The organism is Sphingomonas parapaucimobilis NBRC 15100 (assembly GCF_000787715.1).
In the GTDB taxonomy this organism is placed as follows: Bacteria; Pseudomonadota; Alphaproteobacteria; order Sphingomonadales; family Sphingomonadaceae; genus Sphingomonas; species Sphingomonas parapaucimobilis.
Genome location: NZ_BBPI01000063.1, coordinates 1 through 16,638, shown reverse-complemented (window position 1 = coordinate 16,638; position 16,638 = coordinate 1). Strand labels below are relative to the sequence as shown.

Here is a 16,638-nt window from a genome sequence, read left to right as displayed (position 1 = left end):
ACTTCGCTCGGCCTGAACGGCGTGAGGGAATGGGGCCTTCTACCAACCTCCGTTCAGCCTGAGCGAAGTCGAAGGCCACGGGAATCCCGCAACCGCCGCGCGATGACCGCGAACCGCGTGCCGTGCAGGACTGCCGCGACCAGCATCCCCATCCCCGAAGCCCAGGCGAGCGCCGGCGCGCCCCAGCCGCTGGCGACCAGCCACCAGCCCACCCCGCCGGTCACGACGAAATAGGCGATGATGCTGTTGATCCCCGCCGCCACCTGATCGTTCAGCGAGCGCAGCGCATAGACCAGCACGACCTGCACCCCGTCGAACAGGATAAAGGGTGCCCAGATCATCAACATCGCCACCGCCGCCGCATGCGCCTCCGGCAGCGCGGGGAAGGCGCCGACGACCGCTGCGGGCATCGTCCATAAGATCAGGCTGCACATGCCCATGGTCAGCGCCGCGATCCCGACCGCCAGCAGGGTGCGCGACACCGCCGCCGGGGCCGTGCCCTCGCCCACCGCATTGCCCGCCCGCACCCCCGCCGCCGATCCCAGGCCGATCGCCAGCGCGAAGGTGACGTTGTGGACCGAGAAGACGATCTGGAACCCATGCGCCGTCGCATCGCCGAGCCGGGTGGACAGCGCGATGAGGATCGCGAACCCGGCCAGTTCCAGGCCCGAGGCGATGGCGGGCACCAGCCCGAATCGCGCCAGCCCGGCCGCCCCCGCCAGCGTCGGCGCCCAGGCGGCACGGTCCAGCCGCCGCACGCCGCGCTGCTCGCCGCGCGGCAGCCGCATCGCGCTGGCCACCATCGCCACCGCCCCCAGGGCCGAGGCGATCACCGTCGCCAGCGCCGCACCGACCGCCCCCAGGGCGGGCAGTCCCAGCTCACCGCCCGCCAGCGCCCAGGCGAGCGCTGCGTTGATCGGCAGGATCGACAGATTGACCATCGTCACCCGGCGCGGACGGCTGATCCCCTCGAGGAAGAAACTGGCCGCGATCATGACCATCTGGAACGGATAGCCCAGCGCCATGACGGCCACGACGCGCGCGCCGGGTTCGATCAGCGAGGACGCGACCCCGATCCCCGCCAGCAGGCTCGCGCCGCCCAATCCCAGGATCAGCATTGCCGCCACGCCCAGGATCAGCCCCAGCACCATGCCGTCGCGCAACGCCTGCCCCGTTTCGGGCAAATCACCCGCCCCGTCGGCGCGCGACGCCCGGACCAGCACGCCCGACAGCCAGGCCAGCCCGGTGACGATCGCGACATAGGTCAGCGACCGGCTGGCCGAAAGCGCGGCGACCTCATGCTCGCCCACCCGACCGACCACGATCACATCGGTGACGTGCAGGATCGTCCAGTTGAGGCTGGTCAGCATCACGGGCCAGGCAAGGCCCAGCAGGCGGCGTGCCTCGGCGCGGTCGGGGCGAAGGGATAAGGTCATGCCCTGCTCCTAAAGCCTCGGGGCGGCAGAAAGAACCATCGGCGGCGACCGACAAATGCACATCGTCGACGAAAGCCATTGCGCTACCCGTATCGCTTTGCTAGGGGCACCCGCCTACCAGCCCTCCGGCTTGCCGGTGGTGACTATCGAGTGCGGTCGTGGCGGAATTGGTAGACGCGCAACGTTGAGGTCGTTGTGGCCGAAAGGCCGTGGAAGTTCGAGTCTTCTCGACCGCACCAGATTTTTCCGAAAATCCGATGGAAATGCCTCGAGCGAGAATTCGCCCGGTGCCTGTCGGCATGTCTGCGGCCTGTGCGTGAACAGGATCGACAAGCAGGGATACCTTGCCTGCCCTGGCCCCTCTCGACGGGAGGGGGTTAGGCCCAATCGACATTCAGCGCGCATTGTCCTCCTTCCTCCCCTGCAAGGGGAGGGGGACCAGCGAAGCTGGTGGAGGGGTGTCACCGGTCGCGATCGTTGACCCGCCTGTTCCAGCAGGACACCCCTGCGTCAGGCCTTCGGCCTGCCACCTCCCCTGCCAGGGGAGGAATAGAGGAATGTCGATCGGCCCTGAACCGGCGCACGCCATCGGGCAGGATGGGTCAGCGCAGCGCGACGATCGCCGCAAGCGCGTCCATGGACAGGGGCGAGACGAATCGGAAGCCGAAGCGGCCGTCCTTGACCCAGGCGACCGTGCCCGAGATCGCGGTGCCCAGCGGGCGCACGACGATATGGCCCGCCAGACCCGGCTGGATCTTCCCCTCGGCGACCATCTTCGCGCCACCCGCCGACACGTCGATCATTGCGGTCGTGAACTTGTGGGTGCCCACCCGCACATCGGCGGCCAGCGTGACGGCGAAGCGCGGCGCGCGCGGGATCGTGCCGTCCTCATTCTCATGCGAGAAGATCCGCTCATAGGGTTGGGGCGAATCGAACTGCACGCCCGCCTTGCGGCCATTGACCCAGCGGACGGTGCCGGAAATGGGGGACAGGCCGCGCACCTCGATACAGATGGACTGGCCCACCGTCGGAATATCAACGAATCGCGCCATCAGGCCGGTCGCCGAGATATTATGGACCAGACAGACGCCGGGCTTGTCGCCGCAAATCTTGCCGAGAAGAAGGACGGCCGAATGCCGCTTGCCCGCACGGCGTTCCGCCGACGTGCCCTGCTGCTGTTCGACCTGTTCCATCCCTGCCCTTTCCACCGATCTCACCCCGCATTCGGCTTCGGGGTCCTTTACTACCCGATCCCGTATAAAAGACTAACATGTTTGACCCGATATCCGTGCGAAGCATGCGTCGAGGTGTCGCCGGTTCAGCCCCGCGCAAGACGTGATGCGGCATCGGCCGCTTGTGGTCATGTCCAAAGCCCTGTAATTCGCGAGCCGTCCCATGCCTCGCGCGTCGTCTTCCCGGTCTCCCCGGCCCCGCTCCTCCAAGCCCCGCTCTCCCTGGCGGCGCCGGATCGTCGTAACCCTGCAGGTCCTGATCGGCCTCGCCGTCCTGGCGGTCGGTGCGCTGGCCATCGCGGTCTTCGTCGCCAAGTCGCAGCTGCCGAGCTTCGAGGAGCTGAAATCCTCGCCCAACGGCCAGATGATCCGCGTCCATGCCGCCGACGGCACGGTGATCGTCTCGCTCGGGCCGAGCTATGGCGAGTGGCTGTCCTATGACAAGATCCCGATCGTCATGCGCGACGCGACGATCGCGGTCGAGGATCGCCGCTTCCGCCAGCATCCCGGCGTCGACCCGATCGGCATCGCCCGCTCGGTCGAGGTCCGGCTGGAAAAGGGTCGCTGGAAACAGGGCGGCTCGACCATCACCCAGCAGATCACGCGCACCATCTTCCTGAACAACCAGAAGAAGTTCGGCCGCAAGTTCCGCGAGGCGATCCTGGCGCTGGCGATGGAGCTGAAATTCTCGAAGAACCAGATCCTCGAGCTGTACCTCAACAAGGTCTATTATGGAGGCGGGGCGTACGGCATCGACGCCGCCAGCCGGAAATTCTTCGGCCACGGTGCCGAACATCTGAGCCTGTCGGAGGCCGCGGTGATCGCCGGGCTGGTCAAGGCGCCGTCCAACTATTCGCCGACCGCCGATGCCGAGGCCGCCGTGGGCCGCGCGGGCGTGGTCATCCAGCAGATGGAGCGCAACGGCTTCATCACCCCGTCCCAGGCCGCCAATGCCGATCCGCAGGCGCTCAAGCTCGCGCCCGAGCCGAGGCAGAATTCGGTCCGCTATTTCACCGACTGGGCGCTGCCCCAGCTCGACACGCTGATCGATGAGCAAAGCGCGCCGCTCGACGTGTGGACGACGCTCGACCTCAACATGCAGCGCGCCGCCGATGCCGCCGTCCGCAAGGATGCCCCTCCGGGGACGCAGGGCGCACTGGTCAGCCTGGACCGCGACGGCAGCGTGCGCGCGATGGTCGGCGGGCTGGATTACGTGTCCACCAACTATAACCGCGCAACGACGGCGGTTCGCCAGCCGGGTTCGGCGTTCAAGCTGTTCGTCTATCTCGCCGCGCTGGAGGCGGGCCACAAGCCCGAGGACCAGGTGGTCGACGAACCCGTCACCATCGACGGCTGGTCCCCGCGCAACGATTCGCGCCGCAATTCGGGCAGCGTCTCGCTTCGCACCGCCTTTGCCTATTCGCTGAACACCGTGGCGGCCAAGCTGGGCCAGGAAGTGGGTTTTCAGACGGTCGCCGACATGGCGCGCCGCTTCGGCATCACCACGCCGGTCAACACCCATCCCTCGATGGTGCTGGGCACATCGGAAGTCCATGTGATCGACATGGTCGCCGCCTTTGCCAGCATCTCCAACAAGGGCGTGAAGGTGACGCCGTACGGTATCACCAAGGTCGTGGCGAACGGCCAGACCATCTACACCCATGAGGTGGACCGCAGCCATGTGCTGGTCGCCCCCTATATCGCCGCCGAGATGACCGACCTGCTCCAGACCACGGTCAACACCGGCACGGGTCGCGCCGCGCAGATCGGGCGGCCGGTCGCGGGCAAGACGGGCACGACGACCAGTTCCAAGGATGGCTGGTTCCTGGGCTTCTCCAGCGGAATCACCACCGGCGTCTGGATGGGCCGCGACAATGGCAAGCCGGTCGCCGGGCTGCACGGCGGCACCGCGCCCGCCAAGGCCTTTGCGGATTATATGCGCGTCGCGGTCGCCAACCGTCCGATCGAGCAGTTCGACACCCAGGTCACGCTGCCCGAATGGCAGCTGGAGCCCGATGAGGAGAGCTATTTCGGCCAGCCCGACAATGGCGTTGCGGCGGTCGATGCCGATGGCAACCCGCTGCCCCCGCCCAGTGCGGGTGCGCCCGAGGACGGCAGCGAGGCGGTCGAGATTCCGACCCACCGCGAGCCGGGTGCGCCGGTGCCGATCCAGCAGCCGCAGCCGGGTGCCCCGGCCCAGCCGCAACAACCTGCCCAGGCGCCGACGCCACCGCAGCGGCTGGATCAGGCGTGGATCGACCGGGTGACGGGTCGCGGCGGCGGGGCGACGCGCGAACCGCGTGCGCCCGGCAACCCGCCCCGTGGCCTACCCCGCGAACGTCAGGACGACCGGCCGAACCAGTGAAGTCCCGCGCCATGCTGCCGCAACCAGGTGGTGGCGGGCGCGGGGTCCTCGCCCAGCAGCTCGGCGACGAGCGCGTGGAAGGCGGGGGCGTGGTTCATATGGATGCGGTGCGCGACCTCATGCGCCACCGTCGCGCGGCGGACATAGCCGGGCGCCAGGATCAACCGCCAGCTATAGCGGATCGCGCCGGTCGACGCGCAGCTTCCCCAGCGCGCCTTGGGATCGGCGACGCTGACCTTGGACACGGTGACGCCCGCCAGGCGCGCGACCTCCGCCGTTTCGCGCGCCAGCGTCTCCAGCGCCTGCCGCTTCAACCACGCCTCGACCCGGCGTCCGAGCGTCTCGATCGGGCCGGAGGCGATCAGCCGGTCGCCGTCGCGCTGGATGACGCGGGCGCGGCCTTCCTCCCATTCCAGCGTCAGCACCGTGTCGCCGAACGGGATCGCCCCGCCCGGCACGAAGGGGCGTGGATGCGGCAGCCGCGCACGCTGCGCGGCGATCCAGTCCTTCTTGTCCTCGGCCCAGGCGAGCGCCTTTTTGAGGCCCGCCCGCTTGGGCACGACCAGCCGCGCGGTGCCGGTGGCGGGATCGATGCTGAGGCGGATGGTCTTGGCCGTGGGGTGCCGTACGACTTCGTCGATCACAATTCCCGGTCCACGATATGATTTTCGAAATCGCCCGCATCATCCTCGCTGATCGTCCAGCCGCGCACCGACTGCCCGGCGCGGTGTACCGCCTCGCGGTCGCCGCAGATCAGATAATGCCAGTCGGGCAACGGCTCGTTCGCCGCGCGCAGGCGATAGGCGCAGGTGGTGGGCAGCCAGTCGATCGACCGGACATTGCCCATGGTCAGCCGCACGCACTCGCTGACAAAGGCGCGGCGGTGGCGATAGTTGGAGCATTGCCCGCTACGCCGGTCGAGCAGGCGACAGGCGACGTTGGTCGGCACCAGCTCGCCCGTCTCCTCATCCTCCAGCTTGTGGATGCAGCATTTGCCGCAGCCGTCGCACAAGGCCTCCCACTGCGCGCGGTCGAGGCTTTCGATCGGCTTTTCCCAGAAACGCTCCATCAGCGCACCCACTGGTCGAGCGTCTTGGCGACCGCCTCCGGCCCCTCGTCCGCCGGGACCAGCGCCAGCGGCTTGTTCGACGGGTCCATCAGATAGACCTGGCGGCTATGGTTCACCAGATAGCCACCGCCGGGCGATTTGTCGCCCTTGGCCGCCCAGACGGCATAGGCCTTCTTCACCGCCTCGATCTGGGCAGGCGTGCCGGTCAAGCCGATAATGCGCGGGTCGAAGGCGGCGGCGAAGCGGCCGACCACGGCGGGCGTGTCGCGTTCGGGGTCGAGGGTGATGAAGATCGGCGCGATCTTCTTCGCCTTGGCGGGCGCGCTCTTGTCGAGCAGCTTCAGGCCCGCCGCGATCGCCTGCATATCGGTGGGGCAGACATCGGGGCAGAAGGTATAGCCGAAATACATCACGCGGTAGCGCCCGGCGAAATCGCGGTCGGTGACGGTCTTCCCCTTGGCATCGATCAGCTGGAACGGCCCGCCGATCTTCGCGCCCGCCAGCGGCCCTTCCGCCTCGGGCTGGGAGGGGCCGCAACCGGCCAGAGGAAGCGCCAGCAGGGTCAGAAGGGACAGGAACAATCGGATCATGACGCCGACAGCCTTGCTGTGATAAATCGCTCGGCGCAAGCCATGCTCCATTGCTCAGGATATCGTTTCATGTCCCTTCGCCCCCTGCTCGCCGCCGTGCTTCTGGGCAGCCTCGCCACGCCGCTCGCGGCGCAGATGATGCAGTCGGAAAGCTACAAATTCCTTCAGGCCGTGCGCGAGGCCAAGGGCAATGACGTCACCAACATGCTGGACCGCCCCGGCGCCAGCATCATCAACACCCGCGACGTGACCAGCGGCGAAGGCGCGCTGCACATCGTCATCAAGCGCGGCGACGAAACCTATCTGCGCTTCCTGCTCCAGAAGGGCGCCGATCCCAACCTGCGCGACGGGCGCGGCAATACGCCGCTGCTGCTGGCGGTGGCGGGCGGACAGCCCGAGATGATCCGCATCCTGACCGCGGCCAAGGCCAATCCGAATATCGGCAATGCGTCCGGCGAGACCCCGCTGATCCGCGCGGTGCAGCGCCATGACATCGGCATGGTCCGCGAGCTGCTAAACGCCGGAGCCGATCCCGACATGGCGGACAGCGTCGCCGGTCTCTCGGCCCGCGAATATGCGTCGCAGGACGCGCGCAACACCGCGATCGCCAAGCTGTTCGCCGACACCCCGAAAAAGACCCGCGCGGCGGTGGCGGGTCCGAAGTTCTGAACCCGAGGCGGACCGGCATTCGCTCATTCCTCCCCTGCAAGGGGAGGAATACGGTCTCAGCTCCTTGAATGTCGATCAGCCTAGATCAGCCCCAGTTCCACCAGCTTGCCGACCAGCACCGGCGGCATCATATCGATCCCCGACGCCGCCCCACCCAGATCGGGGGGCGCGTCCGCCGTCTCCAGATAGCGCCAGCCCTGATGCGCGCGCCGGGGCAGCGCCTGCACCAGCACCAGTTCGGGATCGATATGGATCGCGCACCGCCCGCCCTCGGCCTCGCCAAAGGACAGGATCGGCGAGCGTGCGACCAGCTGATGCTTCAGGATCCAGAACAGCGAGCCCTGCCCCGCCACTTCCTCATGCCGCTTGGGCAGATAGCGCGTGGTCAGGAACACCGGCCCCTCCTGCGCCCGCATCTTCAGTCGTTCGGCCAGGTGATCGATACTGGTCGCCCCGAACGCGACCTTGGTCAGATGAAGCGCCATGTCGGGGATCCATGTGGGGGCGGGTGTCCGGCATGGCTAGGGTCGGGCGATGCGATTTGCCGTCCGACGGCCTCCCCATCGAAATGACCCCTATCGGCAACGTTTTTGCTTTCGATACTGACTTGCAATAACATGGCATCATTCATAGGAGGCGGAAAAACAGGGAGTTTCCGCAATGCCGATCCTGATGACGCTGGCGGCCGGTGCCGCCGCCATCACCGCCCCGACCTCCACCCCCGTGGCGGCCGATCCCCAGGCCTCGCGCGACGACATCATCGTCACCGGCCAGCGGACCGAGGGCAAGGACGACTATACGATCGACGGCCAGACGACCGCGACGCGCATCCCCCTGACCCTGCGCGAGACACCGCAGTCGGTCAGCATCGTGACCCGCCAGCAGATCACCGATTTCCAGCTGAACGACGTCAACCAGTTGCTGGCCACGGTTCCGGGCATCAACGTCCAGGCGAACGAGACCGATCGCGTCTATTATTCGGCGCGCGGTTTCGACATCCAGACCTTCCAGATCGACGGCATCGGCGTCCCCTTCGCCTTCGGCATCCAGACCGGATCGATCGACACCGCCATCTATGACCATATCGAGGTGGTGCGCGGCGCGCCCGGGCTGTTGTCGCCGACCGGCAATCCGTCCGCCGTCATCAACTTCGTCCGCAAGCGCCCGACCAAGGACCTTCAGGCGACCGCCAGCGTCCAGTACGGCTCGTTCAACAGCCTGCGCCTGGACGCGGATGTCAGCACGCCGCTGACCAGGGACGGCCATGTCCGCGCGCGTGTCGTCGGCGTGCTGTCGGACGCCGACAGCTATCTCGATCGCTACAGCCTGCGCCGCTGGACCGGGTACGGCGTGGTCGAGGCGGACCTCGGCCCCGATACCGTGCTGAGCGGCGGTTACGGCCATCAGGACCATCAGAGCCACGGCGCGATGTGGGGGGCGCTGCCGCTGACCTATACCGATGGCACCCGCATCGACATGCCGCGATCGACCAATGTCGCGCCCGAATGGTCGGGCTGGAACGTGATCGACCGGCAGATCTTCGGCGACCTGACGCATCACTTTGCCGGGGACTGGGTCGCGCGGATCAGCGCGGTGCGGCGGGCGACCAGCGAGGCGGACGAGCTGTTCTATGTCTATGGCAATCCGGTCCGCGGCGCGCCCAACGGCATCGCCCCGGACCCCGCCAATCCGGGGCAGTTCCTGGGGATCAAGAGCTATCCGGGTGCCTTCCGCGCGCAGACCCGCAACCTGACCATGGAAGCCTATGCCACAGGCCCCTTCACGCTGTTCGGGCGCGAGCATCAGCTGATGTTCGGCGTCAACCGCAGCGCGCAGGACTACAAGCAGACGTCGAGCTACGACTATTCCAAGGTCGGCCTGACGCTGCCCTTCCCCGACCTGTTCCAGGGCAATTTCCCCAAGGTCGATTTCCCGACCAACTTCTCGACGGCCTATGCATCGAGCCAGAACACCCAGACCCGCCGCGAAACCGCCTATGGCCTGGTTCGCTTCAGCCTGGCCGATCCGTTGAAGCTGATGCTCGGGGGCAATTTCACCCATGCGCGCAGCGTCGGCTTTTCGTACAATGTCGACACCAATTTCAATAATTCGCGCTTCTCGCCTTTTGCCGGTGTCACCTATGACCTGAGTCCGTCGCTGAGCGCCTATGCCAGCTATACGACGATCTTCAATCCGCAGACCGCCATCGGTGAGAACGGCCGGATCCTGGACCCGGTCAGCGGCAAGAATATCGAGGCGGGGATCAAGGGCGACTGGTTCGGCGGACGGCTGAACGCCAGCGCGGCGATCTTCCGCGTGCATCAGAACAACACCGCCGAGAGCATCGGCTTCGTCAACGGCCGCTTCGTCTCGCGCGGGGTGAACGCCAAGTCCGAGGGTATCGAGCTGGAGGTCGGCGGACGCCTGGCCGAGGGGCTGCAGGTTACGGGCGGCTATACGCTGATGCGGATCGAGGACCAGAAGGGCGACCCCGCGCGCCTGTTCGTGCCGCGCAACACCGGGCGGCTGAACATCGTCTATTCGCCGCCCGCCCTGCCCGAACTCAAAGTGGGTGCGTCGGCCCAGTATCAGAGCGTGATCTACACCCAGACCCGCTCGGTGCGGCAGGACGGCTATGCGCTGGTCGACCTGATGGCCAAGTACGACATCACCCGGCGCATCGCTCTATCGGCCAATCTGCGCAACCTGACCAACGCCAAGTACCTGACCGCGCTGACCTTCGACGGCGGCTATTATGGCGCACCGCGCTCGATCCTGGGGACGATCACGGTCCGGTATTGAGGGCGACCTTGGCCCCTCCCCTTCAGGGGAGGGGTTGGGGTGGGGCCTCTCAATCAGGCAACCTGCTCGCCGAAGCGCCCCACCCCCGGCCCCTCCCCTGAAGGAGAGGGGTGAGAAAGCCACACGCACACAAGCAGAAAAAAAGGCGCCGGTGGAACTCCACCGACGCCCTTTCCTGATTTCCGGCGCTAGTCCGTCAGTCGCGTGTTACGCGGCCTGCGGCAGAGCGGCCTTCGCCTGCGCGACGATCGCCTTGAAGGCTTCGCCCTCGTGCATGGCGATGTCGGCCAGGACCTTCCGGTCCAGTTCGACGCCCGCCAGCTTCAGGCCGTGCATGAACTGCGAATAGGTCAGGCCCTCGGCCCGGACACCCGCGTTGATGCGCTGGATCCACAGACCACGGAAGGTCCGCTTCTTAACCTTGCGGTCGCGATACGCATATTGACCGGCCTTTTCGACGGCCTGGCGCGCGATGCGGATGGTGTTCTTGCGACGGCCATAATAGCCCTTCGCCTGATCCAAAATCCGCTTATGCTTCGCCTTGGTGGTCGTGCCCCGCTTGACGCGTGCCATATCTTTCTACCCTTCCAGAAATCAGTTCAGGCCGTAAGGCGCCCAGGCCTTCACGGTCTTGGTGTCGGCATCGGACAGGACCGAGGTGCCGCGGTTCTGGCGGATATACTTGCCGTTATGGCTGATCAGGCGGTGGCGCTTGCCGGCCACGCCGTGCTTGAGCTTGCCGGTGGCAGTGAGCTTGAAGCGCTTCTTGACGCCGCTCTTGGTCTTGAGCTTGGGCATTTTTTTCCTTTCGCTAGAGCTAAGGCAGAAACGGCCGCGGCAGCCCTGATGGCCGGGCCGTTCGTGACACCTCGCTCGGGAAGCGGGCCGCTTAGACGAAGCGCGGGAAGAATGCAACCAGAGGGTGTCGGGGAACCGCCGCTCCCCTCGCGCGCTTTGGCTTTCCATGGATCAGGCACCAGCGGCCGACAGTTCCGCGCGTCATGCCGCCGCCCGTATCGGGTGGCGCCGCTGGGCATTGCGAATCGCCATCGGCCTGCTGACCGTTCTCGCCGCGATCTGGCTGGTGCTGTTCGTCACCAGGGGGCGGTTCCTGCGCCATCCCTTCGAGTCGATCGTCGGCAGGCTGACCCATCGGACCGTCAGCGTGGGCGGCGACTTCCAGCTCTATTTCGCACCATGGCGGATCAAGTTCGTCGCCGAGAAGATCGCCGTTTCCAACCCGTCCTGGGCGACGCGACCGAATCTGTTCACCGCCGACCGGATCGATTCGCGGATCGCGCCGCTGTCGCTGCTGTTCGGCAAGCGGCGCTTCACCTGGCTGGAACTGACCAACGGCGCGGTCGATCTGGAGTGGACGCCCGACCACCGCACCAACACATGGACCTTCAGCGAGAAGAAGGGCGGCAAGCCGCTGGAATTCCCGCGCATCGACGTGGCCGAGATCAACGGAACGACCGTCCGCTACCGCGATCCCCGGATGCGGGTGACGGCGGAGCTGGCGCTGGCGGATTTCCGGTCGCAGGATGCGCGGATCGGCCGCGCCGTCGGCGTGCGCGGCAAGGGTGTGATTCGAAGCACGCCCTTCGTCGTCAACGCCCAGCTGCTCTCGCCCGACGCCACCGCCAATCGCGGCAAGAACGAGCTGGTCGCGCGGATGCGCGCGGCGGGCAATATCGTCGATGTCACCGGCACCCTGCCCTCCATCGCCGATGTCGAGAATGTGCCGCTTCGCACGCGGGCGCGGGGCAAGGACCTGTCCACCCTGCTGGAGGTCATCGGCGTCGTCATCCCGCGCACCCGCACCTATGACATTCATGCGCAGCTGGTGAAGGACGGCGACGTCTATCGCTTCACCCGCATGAAGGGGACGTTCGGCGACAGCGACCTGGCGGGCACGCTGACCGTCACCCATGCCGAGCGGCTGCACCTCGATTCGACGCTGGCGACCCAGAAGCTCGACATCATCGATGCCGCCCCCTTTATCGGCTATAATCCCGATATCGTCGCGACCAAGGGCGCGGAGGCCGCCGCCGCTGCGACCGGGGTCGGGCCGCAGCGTCTGCTGCCGGACGCGGCGCTGCCGGTGGCGACGATGCAGCGCTTCGATGCCGATCTGAAATGGACGATCCGCACCGTGCGCTCGCGCCGCGTGCCGATCTCGAACGTCGACCTGACGCTGGCGCTGGATCGCGGCAAGCTGACCCTGTCGCCGCTGCGCTTCGCCATGGCGCGCGGCGATGTGTCGTCCGACCTGCTGTTCGACACGCGCCAGCGGCCCAGCCTGGTGCGCTACGATATCCGCCTGTCGCCGACGCCGCTGGGGCGGTTGCTGGCGGGATGGGGCGTGGCGGAGGCCGGGACGACCGGCACCGTCAAGGGCCGCGTCCAGCTGACCGGGCGCGGCGATACCATCCATGATTCGCTCGCCAGCGCGAACGGGCGCATGGCCTTCATCCTGCCCGCCGGTTCGCTGTGGACCAAGAACGCGCAGCTCGCCGAACTCGATATCGGCACCTTCGTCCAGAAGATGTTCGAGAAGGAACTGAAGGAGCCGGTGCGCATCAATTGCGGCCTGATCGCCTTTACCGTGCGCGGCGGCGTGGCGGCGGCGGACCCGATCCTGATCGACACGTCGAAGAATGTCGTGACGGCGCGTGGCGGGTTCAGCTTCCGCAACGAGGCGCTCGACCTGGCGGTGCGCGCCGATGCGAAGACCTTCAGCCTGTTCTCCGGCCAGTCGCCGGTCGGCATCTCCGGCACCTTCGCGCATCCGGGGATCAACCCGATCAGCGGAAACCTGCTGGCGCGCGCCGGAGCCGGGCTGGGGCTGGCGGTGGTGGCTACACCGCTGGCAGGCGTGCTGGCCTTTGTCGATGTCGGCGATGCCAAGGCGGCGGCATGCGGCCCGGTGCTGTCGGGCGCGCGGGCCAGTGCGCAGCGTACCACCAAGGGCGACCAGCGCGACGATGTCGGGCGCGGCACCACCGCCAAGGCCGAGGACGGGAAAGGCAATCCGGGAGAGGCCAAGGCACAGCGCAAGAAATTCCTGGGCATCTTCTGAACCTCCCCTGCAAGGGGAGGGGTGTGGGAGGTTCTCGACCGCATGAGACATTCGAGGCGCTCCCCCTCCACCATGCTTTGCATGGTCCCCCTCCCCGTGCCGGGGAGGATCGAAATCGCCCCATGATCAAAACTATGGCGGTCCCCCCGCACCTTGCTTATGATCGTCCCCCGCGCAGCCGGGGGGCCGCGTCATGGTCTCATTGCCCCAAGCGGGATATTAAGCAGCGCGCATGAATCGTTTCGCCATCGGTATCGCCGGCATTCTCGTCATCCTGGGCATCGCCGTTGCCCTGTCCACCGATCGCCGGGCAATCCGCCTGCGCGTCGTCGGCGCGGCCTTTGCGCTGCAGGCGGGGATCGCGGTCCTCGTCCTCTATGTGCCGTGGGGCAAGCGGGTGCTGCAATGGCTGTCCGGCGGCGTGGCGGATCTGCTCGGCTATGCCAATGAAGGGACCAAGTTCCTGTTCGGCGCGCTGGCCTCCGATCCGCTGGGCCGCAACTTCGCGATCCAGGCGCTTCCCGTGATCATCTTCTTCGCCGCGCTCGTCTCGATCCTCTATCATCTGGGGATCATGCAGCTGGTCGTGCGCTGGCTGGGCGGCGCGATCGAGAAGGTCATCGGCGTGTCGAAGGTCGAATCGCTCTGCGCCGCCGCCAACGTCTTTGTCGGCCAGTCCGAATCGCCGCTGGTCATCCGCCCCTATCTGGCCGGGCTGACCCCGGCGCAGCTGTTCACCGTGATGACCAGCGGCATGGCGGGCGTGGCGGGCACGATCCTGGCGGCCTATGCCTCGATGGGCATCTCGATCGAATATCTGCTCGCGGCCAGCTTCATGGCGGCGCCGGGCGGCATCCTGATGGCCAAGATCATCATGCCCGACCGCATGGAGCCGCCCGCCGGGCAGCTGCCGCTGGGCGACGTGATCGAGGACGAGCGCATCGCGCTGGCCGAGGCCACGCATGACGAGGAAAAGCCCGCCAACATCATCATGGCGGCGGCGCAGGGTGCGCAGACCGGCGTGAAGCTGGCCGTCGCGGTCGGCGCGATGGTGCTGGCCTTCGTCGCGCTGGTCGCGCTGGCGAACGGACTGCTCGGCGGCCTGGGCAATCTCATCGGCATTCCGGGGCTGAGCTTCCAGGCGCTGCTGGGTTATGTGTTCCAGCCGATCATGGCGCTGCTCAACGTGCCGTGGAAGGAAGCGGGGATTGCGGGCGGCCTGTTCGGCGAGAAGATCGTGCTGAACGAGTTCGTCGCCTATATCGATCTGGGCAAGCAGGCCGCACAGCTGTCGCCGCGCACCGTCGCGGTCGTCACCTTCGCTTTGTGCGGCTTTGCCAATTTCTCGTCGATCGCGATCCAGATGGCGGTGACGGGCAGCCTCGCCCCCAATCAGCGCCCGACCATCGCCCGCCTGGGCATCCGCGCGCTGATCGCGGGGAGCCTGGCCAATTTGATGTCGGCGGCCTTGGCGGGCCTGCTGATCGCCTAACGCCGTTTCTCCTCCCCGGTACGGGGAGGTGGCAGCGCGTAGCGCTGACGGAGGGGGGCTTCCTCACTGGACTCCCTTTGCGGCCCGCCCCCTCCACCATGCTGCGCATGGTCCCCCTCCCCGGCACGGGGAGGAATTGGGGGTTGATCCCCATTATAAGCGCGTTATGGCGCGCCCTGTCGGCTGCGGACGTGGCCGACTCACACATAGGATCACAATGCCCCGATCTAGTCCCTTGTCCGGCGACGAGGACAGTAGACGCATCCGCGTCCACGTTCTTGCCGACCGTCTGACGGGCCTGACGGGGTCGACGATGTCGGCCCGCTAGAGCCGTTCCTCGCCGACCTTCCGCCGGGCTCGACCACATGAACCCGAAGGAGGTCTGCCATGACCCGTACCCTGTTCCGCGCGCATGTCCGCGCCCATTCCCTCGCCACCGTGATGGCGAGCGTCCCCCGCGAGCGTGCCCGGCTGCTCCGTCTGGTCGCGTCCACCCGTCCGCAGGCCATGCGCCGTCCCCGCGCCAGCGCCTGATCCGCGACGACCATCATGATCCGTATCGTTTCGCGGGCCGCGCTGTGCGGCCTGTTCCTCGTCGCGCGCGCCGCGTCCGCGCAGGATACCCAGCCGCAGGACTTCGCGATCCACGGCCAGGCCACCCTCGTCGCACAGGGGGTGGGCGGCTTTGCCTCGCCCTATACCGGCGCCAACAGCCTGACCCCGCGTCAGGTGAAGGAGACGGCCGACGTCACCGCCTTTATCGGCGTCCGTGCCTGGACCGGTGGCGAGCTGTGGGTGAATCCGGAGATCGACCAGGGCTTCGGCCTGTCCAACACGCTGGGCGTCGCGGGCTTCCCCAGCGCCGAGGCCTATAAGGTCGGCAAGGCCGAACCCTATTTCCGCCTGCAACGCGCCTTTTTCCGCCAGACTTTCGGGCTTGGCGGCACGCGCGAGGCGGTGGCGGGCGTCGCCAACCAGCTGGGCGGATCGCGCAGCCTCGACCGGATCGTGCTGACCATCGGCAAGTTCGGGGTCGGCGACCTGCTCGACACCAACCCTTACGCCCATGATCCGCGCGGCGATTTCCTCAACTGGTCGGCGGTCGATACCGGCAGCTTCGATTATGCCGCCGATGCCTGGGGCTATACCACGGGCGTCGCCGCCGAACTCTATCGCGGCGACTGGACGCTGCGTACCGGGCTGTTCAACCTGTCGACCGTGCCCAATGGCGAGCGGCTGGAACATGGTTTCGGCCAGTATCAACTCGATGCCGAGGTCGAGCATCGCCACCAGGTCGCCGGGCGGCCGGGATCGGTGCGCTTCGGGTTTTTCCGCAACCGGGGCAATTTCAGCCGCTTCGATGACGCGCTGGCCTATGCCGCCACCACCGGCGGTGCGGTCGATCCGTCCGTCACCCGGCGGCGGATGACGCGGATCGGCGGCTATATGAACATGGACCAGGCGCTGACCGATACGCTGGGCCTGTTCGCCCGGGTCGGGGTCAGTGACGGGGCGATCGAGCCTTACGACTTCACCGATATCGACCGGACGGCGCAAATCGGCGCGTCGCTGAACGGCAAAAGCTGGGGCCGGGCGCAGGATCGGGTCGGGCTGGCGCTGATCGCCAACGGGATTTCGGCCGAGCATCGCCGCTATCTGGCGGCGGGCGGCCTGGGCGTGCTGGTCGGCGACGGCAAGCTGCCCGATGCGGGCGCGGAGGAGATTGCCGAGGCCTATTACGACGTCGCGCTCACCCGCGCGCTCGCGGTGACGCTGGACGCGCAATATGTGGAAAATCCGGGGTATAACCGCGATCGCGGCCCTGCCGAGGTGTTCGCGCTGCGGGTTCACGGCGCGTTCTAAACCTATTCCTCCCCTTTAAGGGGAGGTGGCAGGCCGGA

15 protein-coding genes and 1 tRNA gene are annotated in these 16,638 nt (G+C 67.1%); 8 read left to right on the top strand and 8 right to left on the bottom strand.

The window, feature by feature from the left end:
- Positions 1-53 precede the first annotated feature (53 nt).
- Positions 54-1,436 (bottom strand): MATE family efflux transporter, encoded by a 1,383-nt coding sequence (locus tag SP5_RS10625; RefSeq protein ID WP_042488167.1) that lies wholly within the window; start codon positions 1,434-1,436, stop codon positions 54-56.
- A gap of 152 nt (positions 1,437-1,588) precedes the next feature.
- On the opposite strand from SP5_RS10625, the gene SP5_RS10620 reads away from it, so the two are divergent.
- Positions 1,589-1,675, top strand: a tRNA-Leu gene (locus tag SP5_RS10620).
- A 363-nt stretch (positions 1,676-2,038) separates the two neighbouring features.
- Here the strand turns inward: SP5_RS10620 and SP5_RS10615 are convergent.
- On the bottom strand, positions 2,039-2,629 hold the full coding sequence (locus SP5_RS10615) for a PilZ domain-containing protein (protein ID WP_042488165.1): 591 nt from the start codon (positions 2,627-2,629) through the stop codon (positions 2,039-2,041).
- A gap of 202 nt (positions 2,630-2,831) precedes the next feature.
- Here SP5_RS10615 and SP5_RS10610 point away from each other — a divergent pair, with 202 nt between their 5' ends.
- The gene (locus SP5_RS10610) at positions 2,832-5,033 is read left to right on the top strand and encodes a transglycosylase domain-containing protein (RefSeq protein WP_042488162.1); all 2,202 of its coding nucleotides are present in this window, start codon (positions 2,832-2,834) and stop codon (positions 5,031-5,033) included.
- Here SP5_RS10610 and SP5_RS10605 read toward each other — a convergent pair.
- From SP5_RS10605 to SP5_RS10595, 3 genes are read right to left on the bottom strand one after another with little or no spacing between them, the layout of a single operon-like run.
- Positions 5,009-5,677: a M48 family metallopeptidase gene (locus SP5_RS10605; RefSeq protein WP_042488159.1), complete on the bottom strand. Its 669-nt coding sequence runs from the start codon at positions 5,675-5,677 to the stop codon at positions 5,009-5,011. The two genes, SP5_RS10610 and SP5_RS10605, sit on opposite strands and share 25 nt — an antisense overlap.
- Positions 5,674-6,102 carry a YcgN family cysteine cluster protein gene (locus SP5_RS10600; RefSeq protein WP_042488223.1) on the bottom strand — a complete coding sequence of 143 codons (429 nt, stop codon included), beginning with the start codon at positions 6,100-6,102 and terminating at the stop codon, positions 5,674-5,676. Before SP5_RS10600 ends, SP5_RS10605 begins: the two co-directional genes overlap by 4 nt.
- Positions 6,102-6,692: an SCO family protein gene (locus tag SP5_RS10595; RefSeq protein WP_042488221.1), complete on the bottom strand. Its 591-nt coding sequence runs from the start codon at positions 6,690-6,692 to the stop codon at positions 6,102-6,104. Before SP5_RS10595 ends, SP5_RS10600 begins: the two co-directional genes overlap by 1 nt.
- A gap of 69 nt (positions 6,693-6,761) precedes the next feature.
- Here SP5_RS10595 and SP5_RS10590 point away from each other — a divergent pair, with 69 nt between their 5' ends.
- Positions 6,762-7,361: an ankyrin repeat domain-containing protein gene (locus SP5_RS10590; RefSeq protein WP_042488154.1), complete on the top strand. Its 600-nt coding sequence runs from the start codon at positions 6,762-6,764 to the stop codon at positions 7,359-7,361.
- Between the two features lie 80 nt (positions 7,362-7,441).
- Here SP5_RS10590 and SP5_RS10585 read toward each other — a convergent pair whose 3' ends face one another.
- The gene (locus tag SP5_RS10585) at positions 7,442-7,846 is read right to left on the bottom strand and encodes a DUF1489 family protein (RefSeq protein WP_042488151.1); all 405 of its coding nucleotides are present in this window, start codon (positions 7,844-7,846) and stop codon (positions 7,442-7,444) included.
- 175 nt (positions 7,847-8,021) lie between these two features.
- Here SP5_RS10585 and SP5_RS10580 point away from each other — a divergent pair, with 175 nt between their 5' ends.
- On the top strand, positions 8,022-10,163 hold the full coding sequence (locus SP5_RS10580) for a TonB-dependent siderophore receptor (RefSeq protein ID WP_052811501.1): 2,142 nt from the start codon (positions 8,022-8,024) through the stop codon (positions 10,161-10,163).
- A gap of 207 nt (positions 10,164-10,370) precedes the next feature.
- On the opposite strand, the gene rplT is transcribed toward SP5_RS10580, so the two are convergent.
- The gene (rplT, locus tag SP5_RS10575) at positions 10,371-10,736 is read right to left on the bottom strand and encodes a 50S ribosomal protein L20 (protein ID WP_042488147.1); all 366 of its coding nucleotides are present in this window, start codon (positions 10,734-10,736) and stop codon (positions 10,371-10,373) included.
- Between the two features lie 21 nt (positions 10,737-10,757).
- Positions 10,758-10,961 carry a 50S ribosomal protein L35 gene (gene rpmI, locus SP5_RS10570; RefSeq protein WP_007406658.1) on the bottom strand — a complete coding sequence of 68 codons (204 nt, stop codon included), beginning with the start codon at positions 10,959-10,961 and terminating at the stop codon, positions 10,758-10,760.
- Between the two features lie 166 nt (positions 10,962-11,127).
- On the opposite strand from rpmI, the gene SP5_RS10565 reads away from it, so the two are divergent.
- From SP5_RS10565 to SP5_RS10555, 4 genes are all read left to right on the top strand, one after another.
- Positions 11,128-13,245 carry an AsmA family protein gene (locus SP5_RS10565; RefSeq protein ID WP_042488145.1) on the top strand — a complete coding sequence of 706 codons (2,118 nt, stop codon included), beginning with the start codon at positions 11,128-11,130 and terminating at the stop codon, positions 13,243-13,245.
- A 232-nt stretch (positions 13,246-13,477) separates the two neighbouring features.
- On the top strand, positions 13,478-14,737 hold the full coding sequence (locus tag SP5_RS10560) for a NupC/NupG family nucleoside CNT transporter (protein WP_042488143.1): 1,260 nt from the start codon (positions 13,478-13,480) through the stop codon (positions 14,735-14,737).
- 387 nt (positions 14,738-15,124) lie between these two features.
- Positions 15,125-15,271: a hypothetical protein gene (locus SP5_RS19125; protein ID WP_157013673.1), complete on the top strand. Its 147-nt coding sequence runs from the start codon at positions 15,125-15,127 to the stop codon at positions 15,269-15,271.
- Positions 15,272-15,286: 15 nt separating this feature from the next.
- On the top strand, positions 15,287-16,600 hold the full coding sequence (locus SP5_RS10555) for a carbohydrate porin (protein ID WP_052811500.1): 1,314 nt from the start codon (positions 15,287-15,289) through the stop codon (positions 16,598-16,600).
- Positions 16,601-16,638 lie beyond the last annotated feature (38 nt).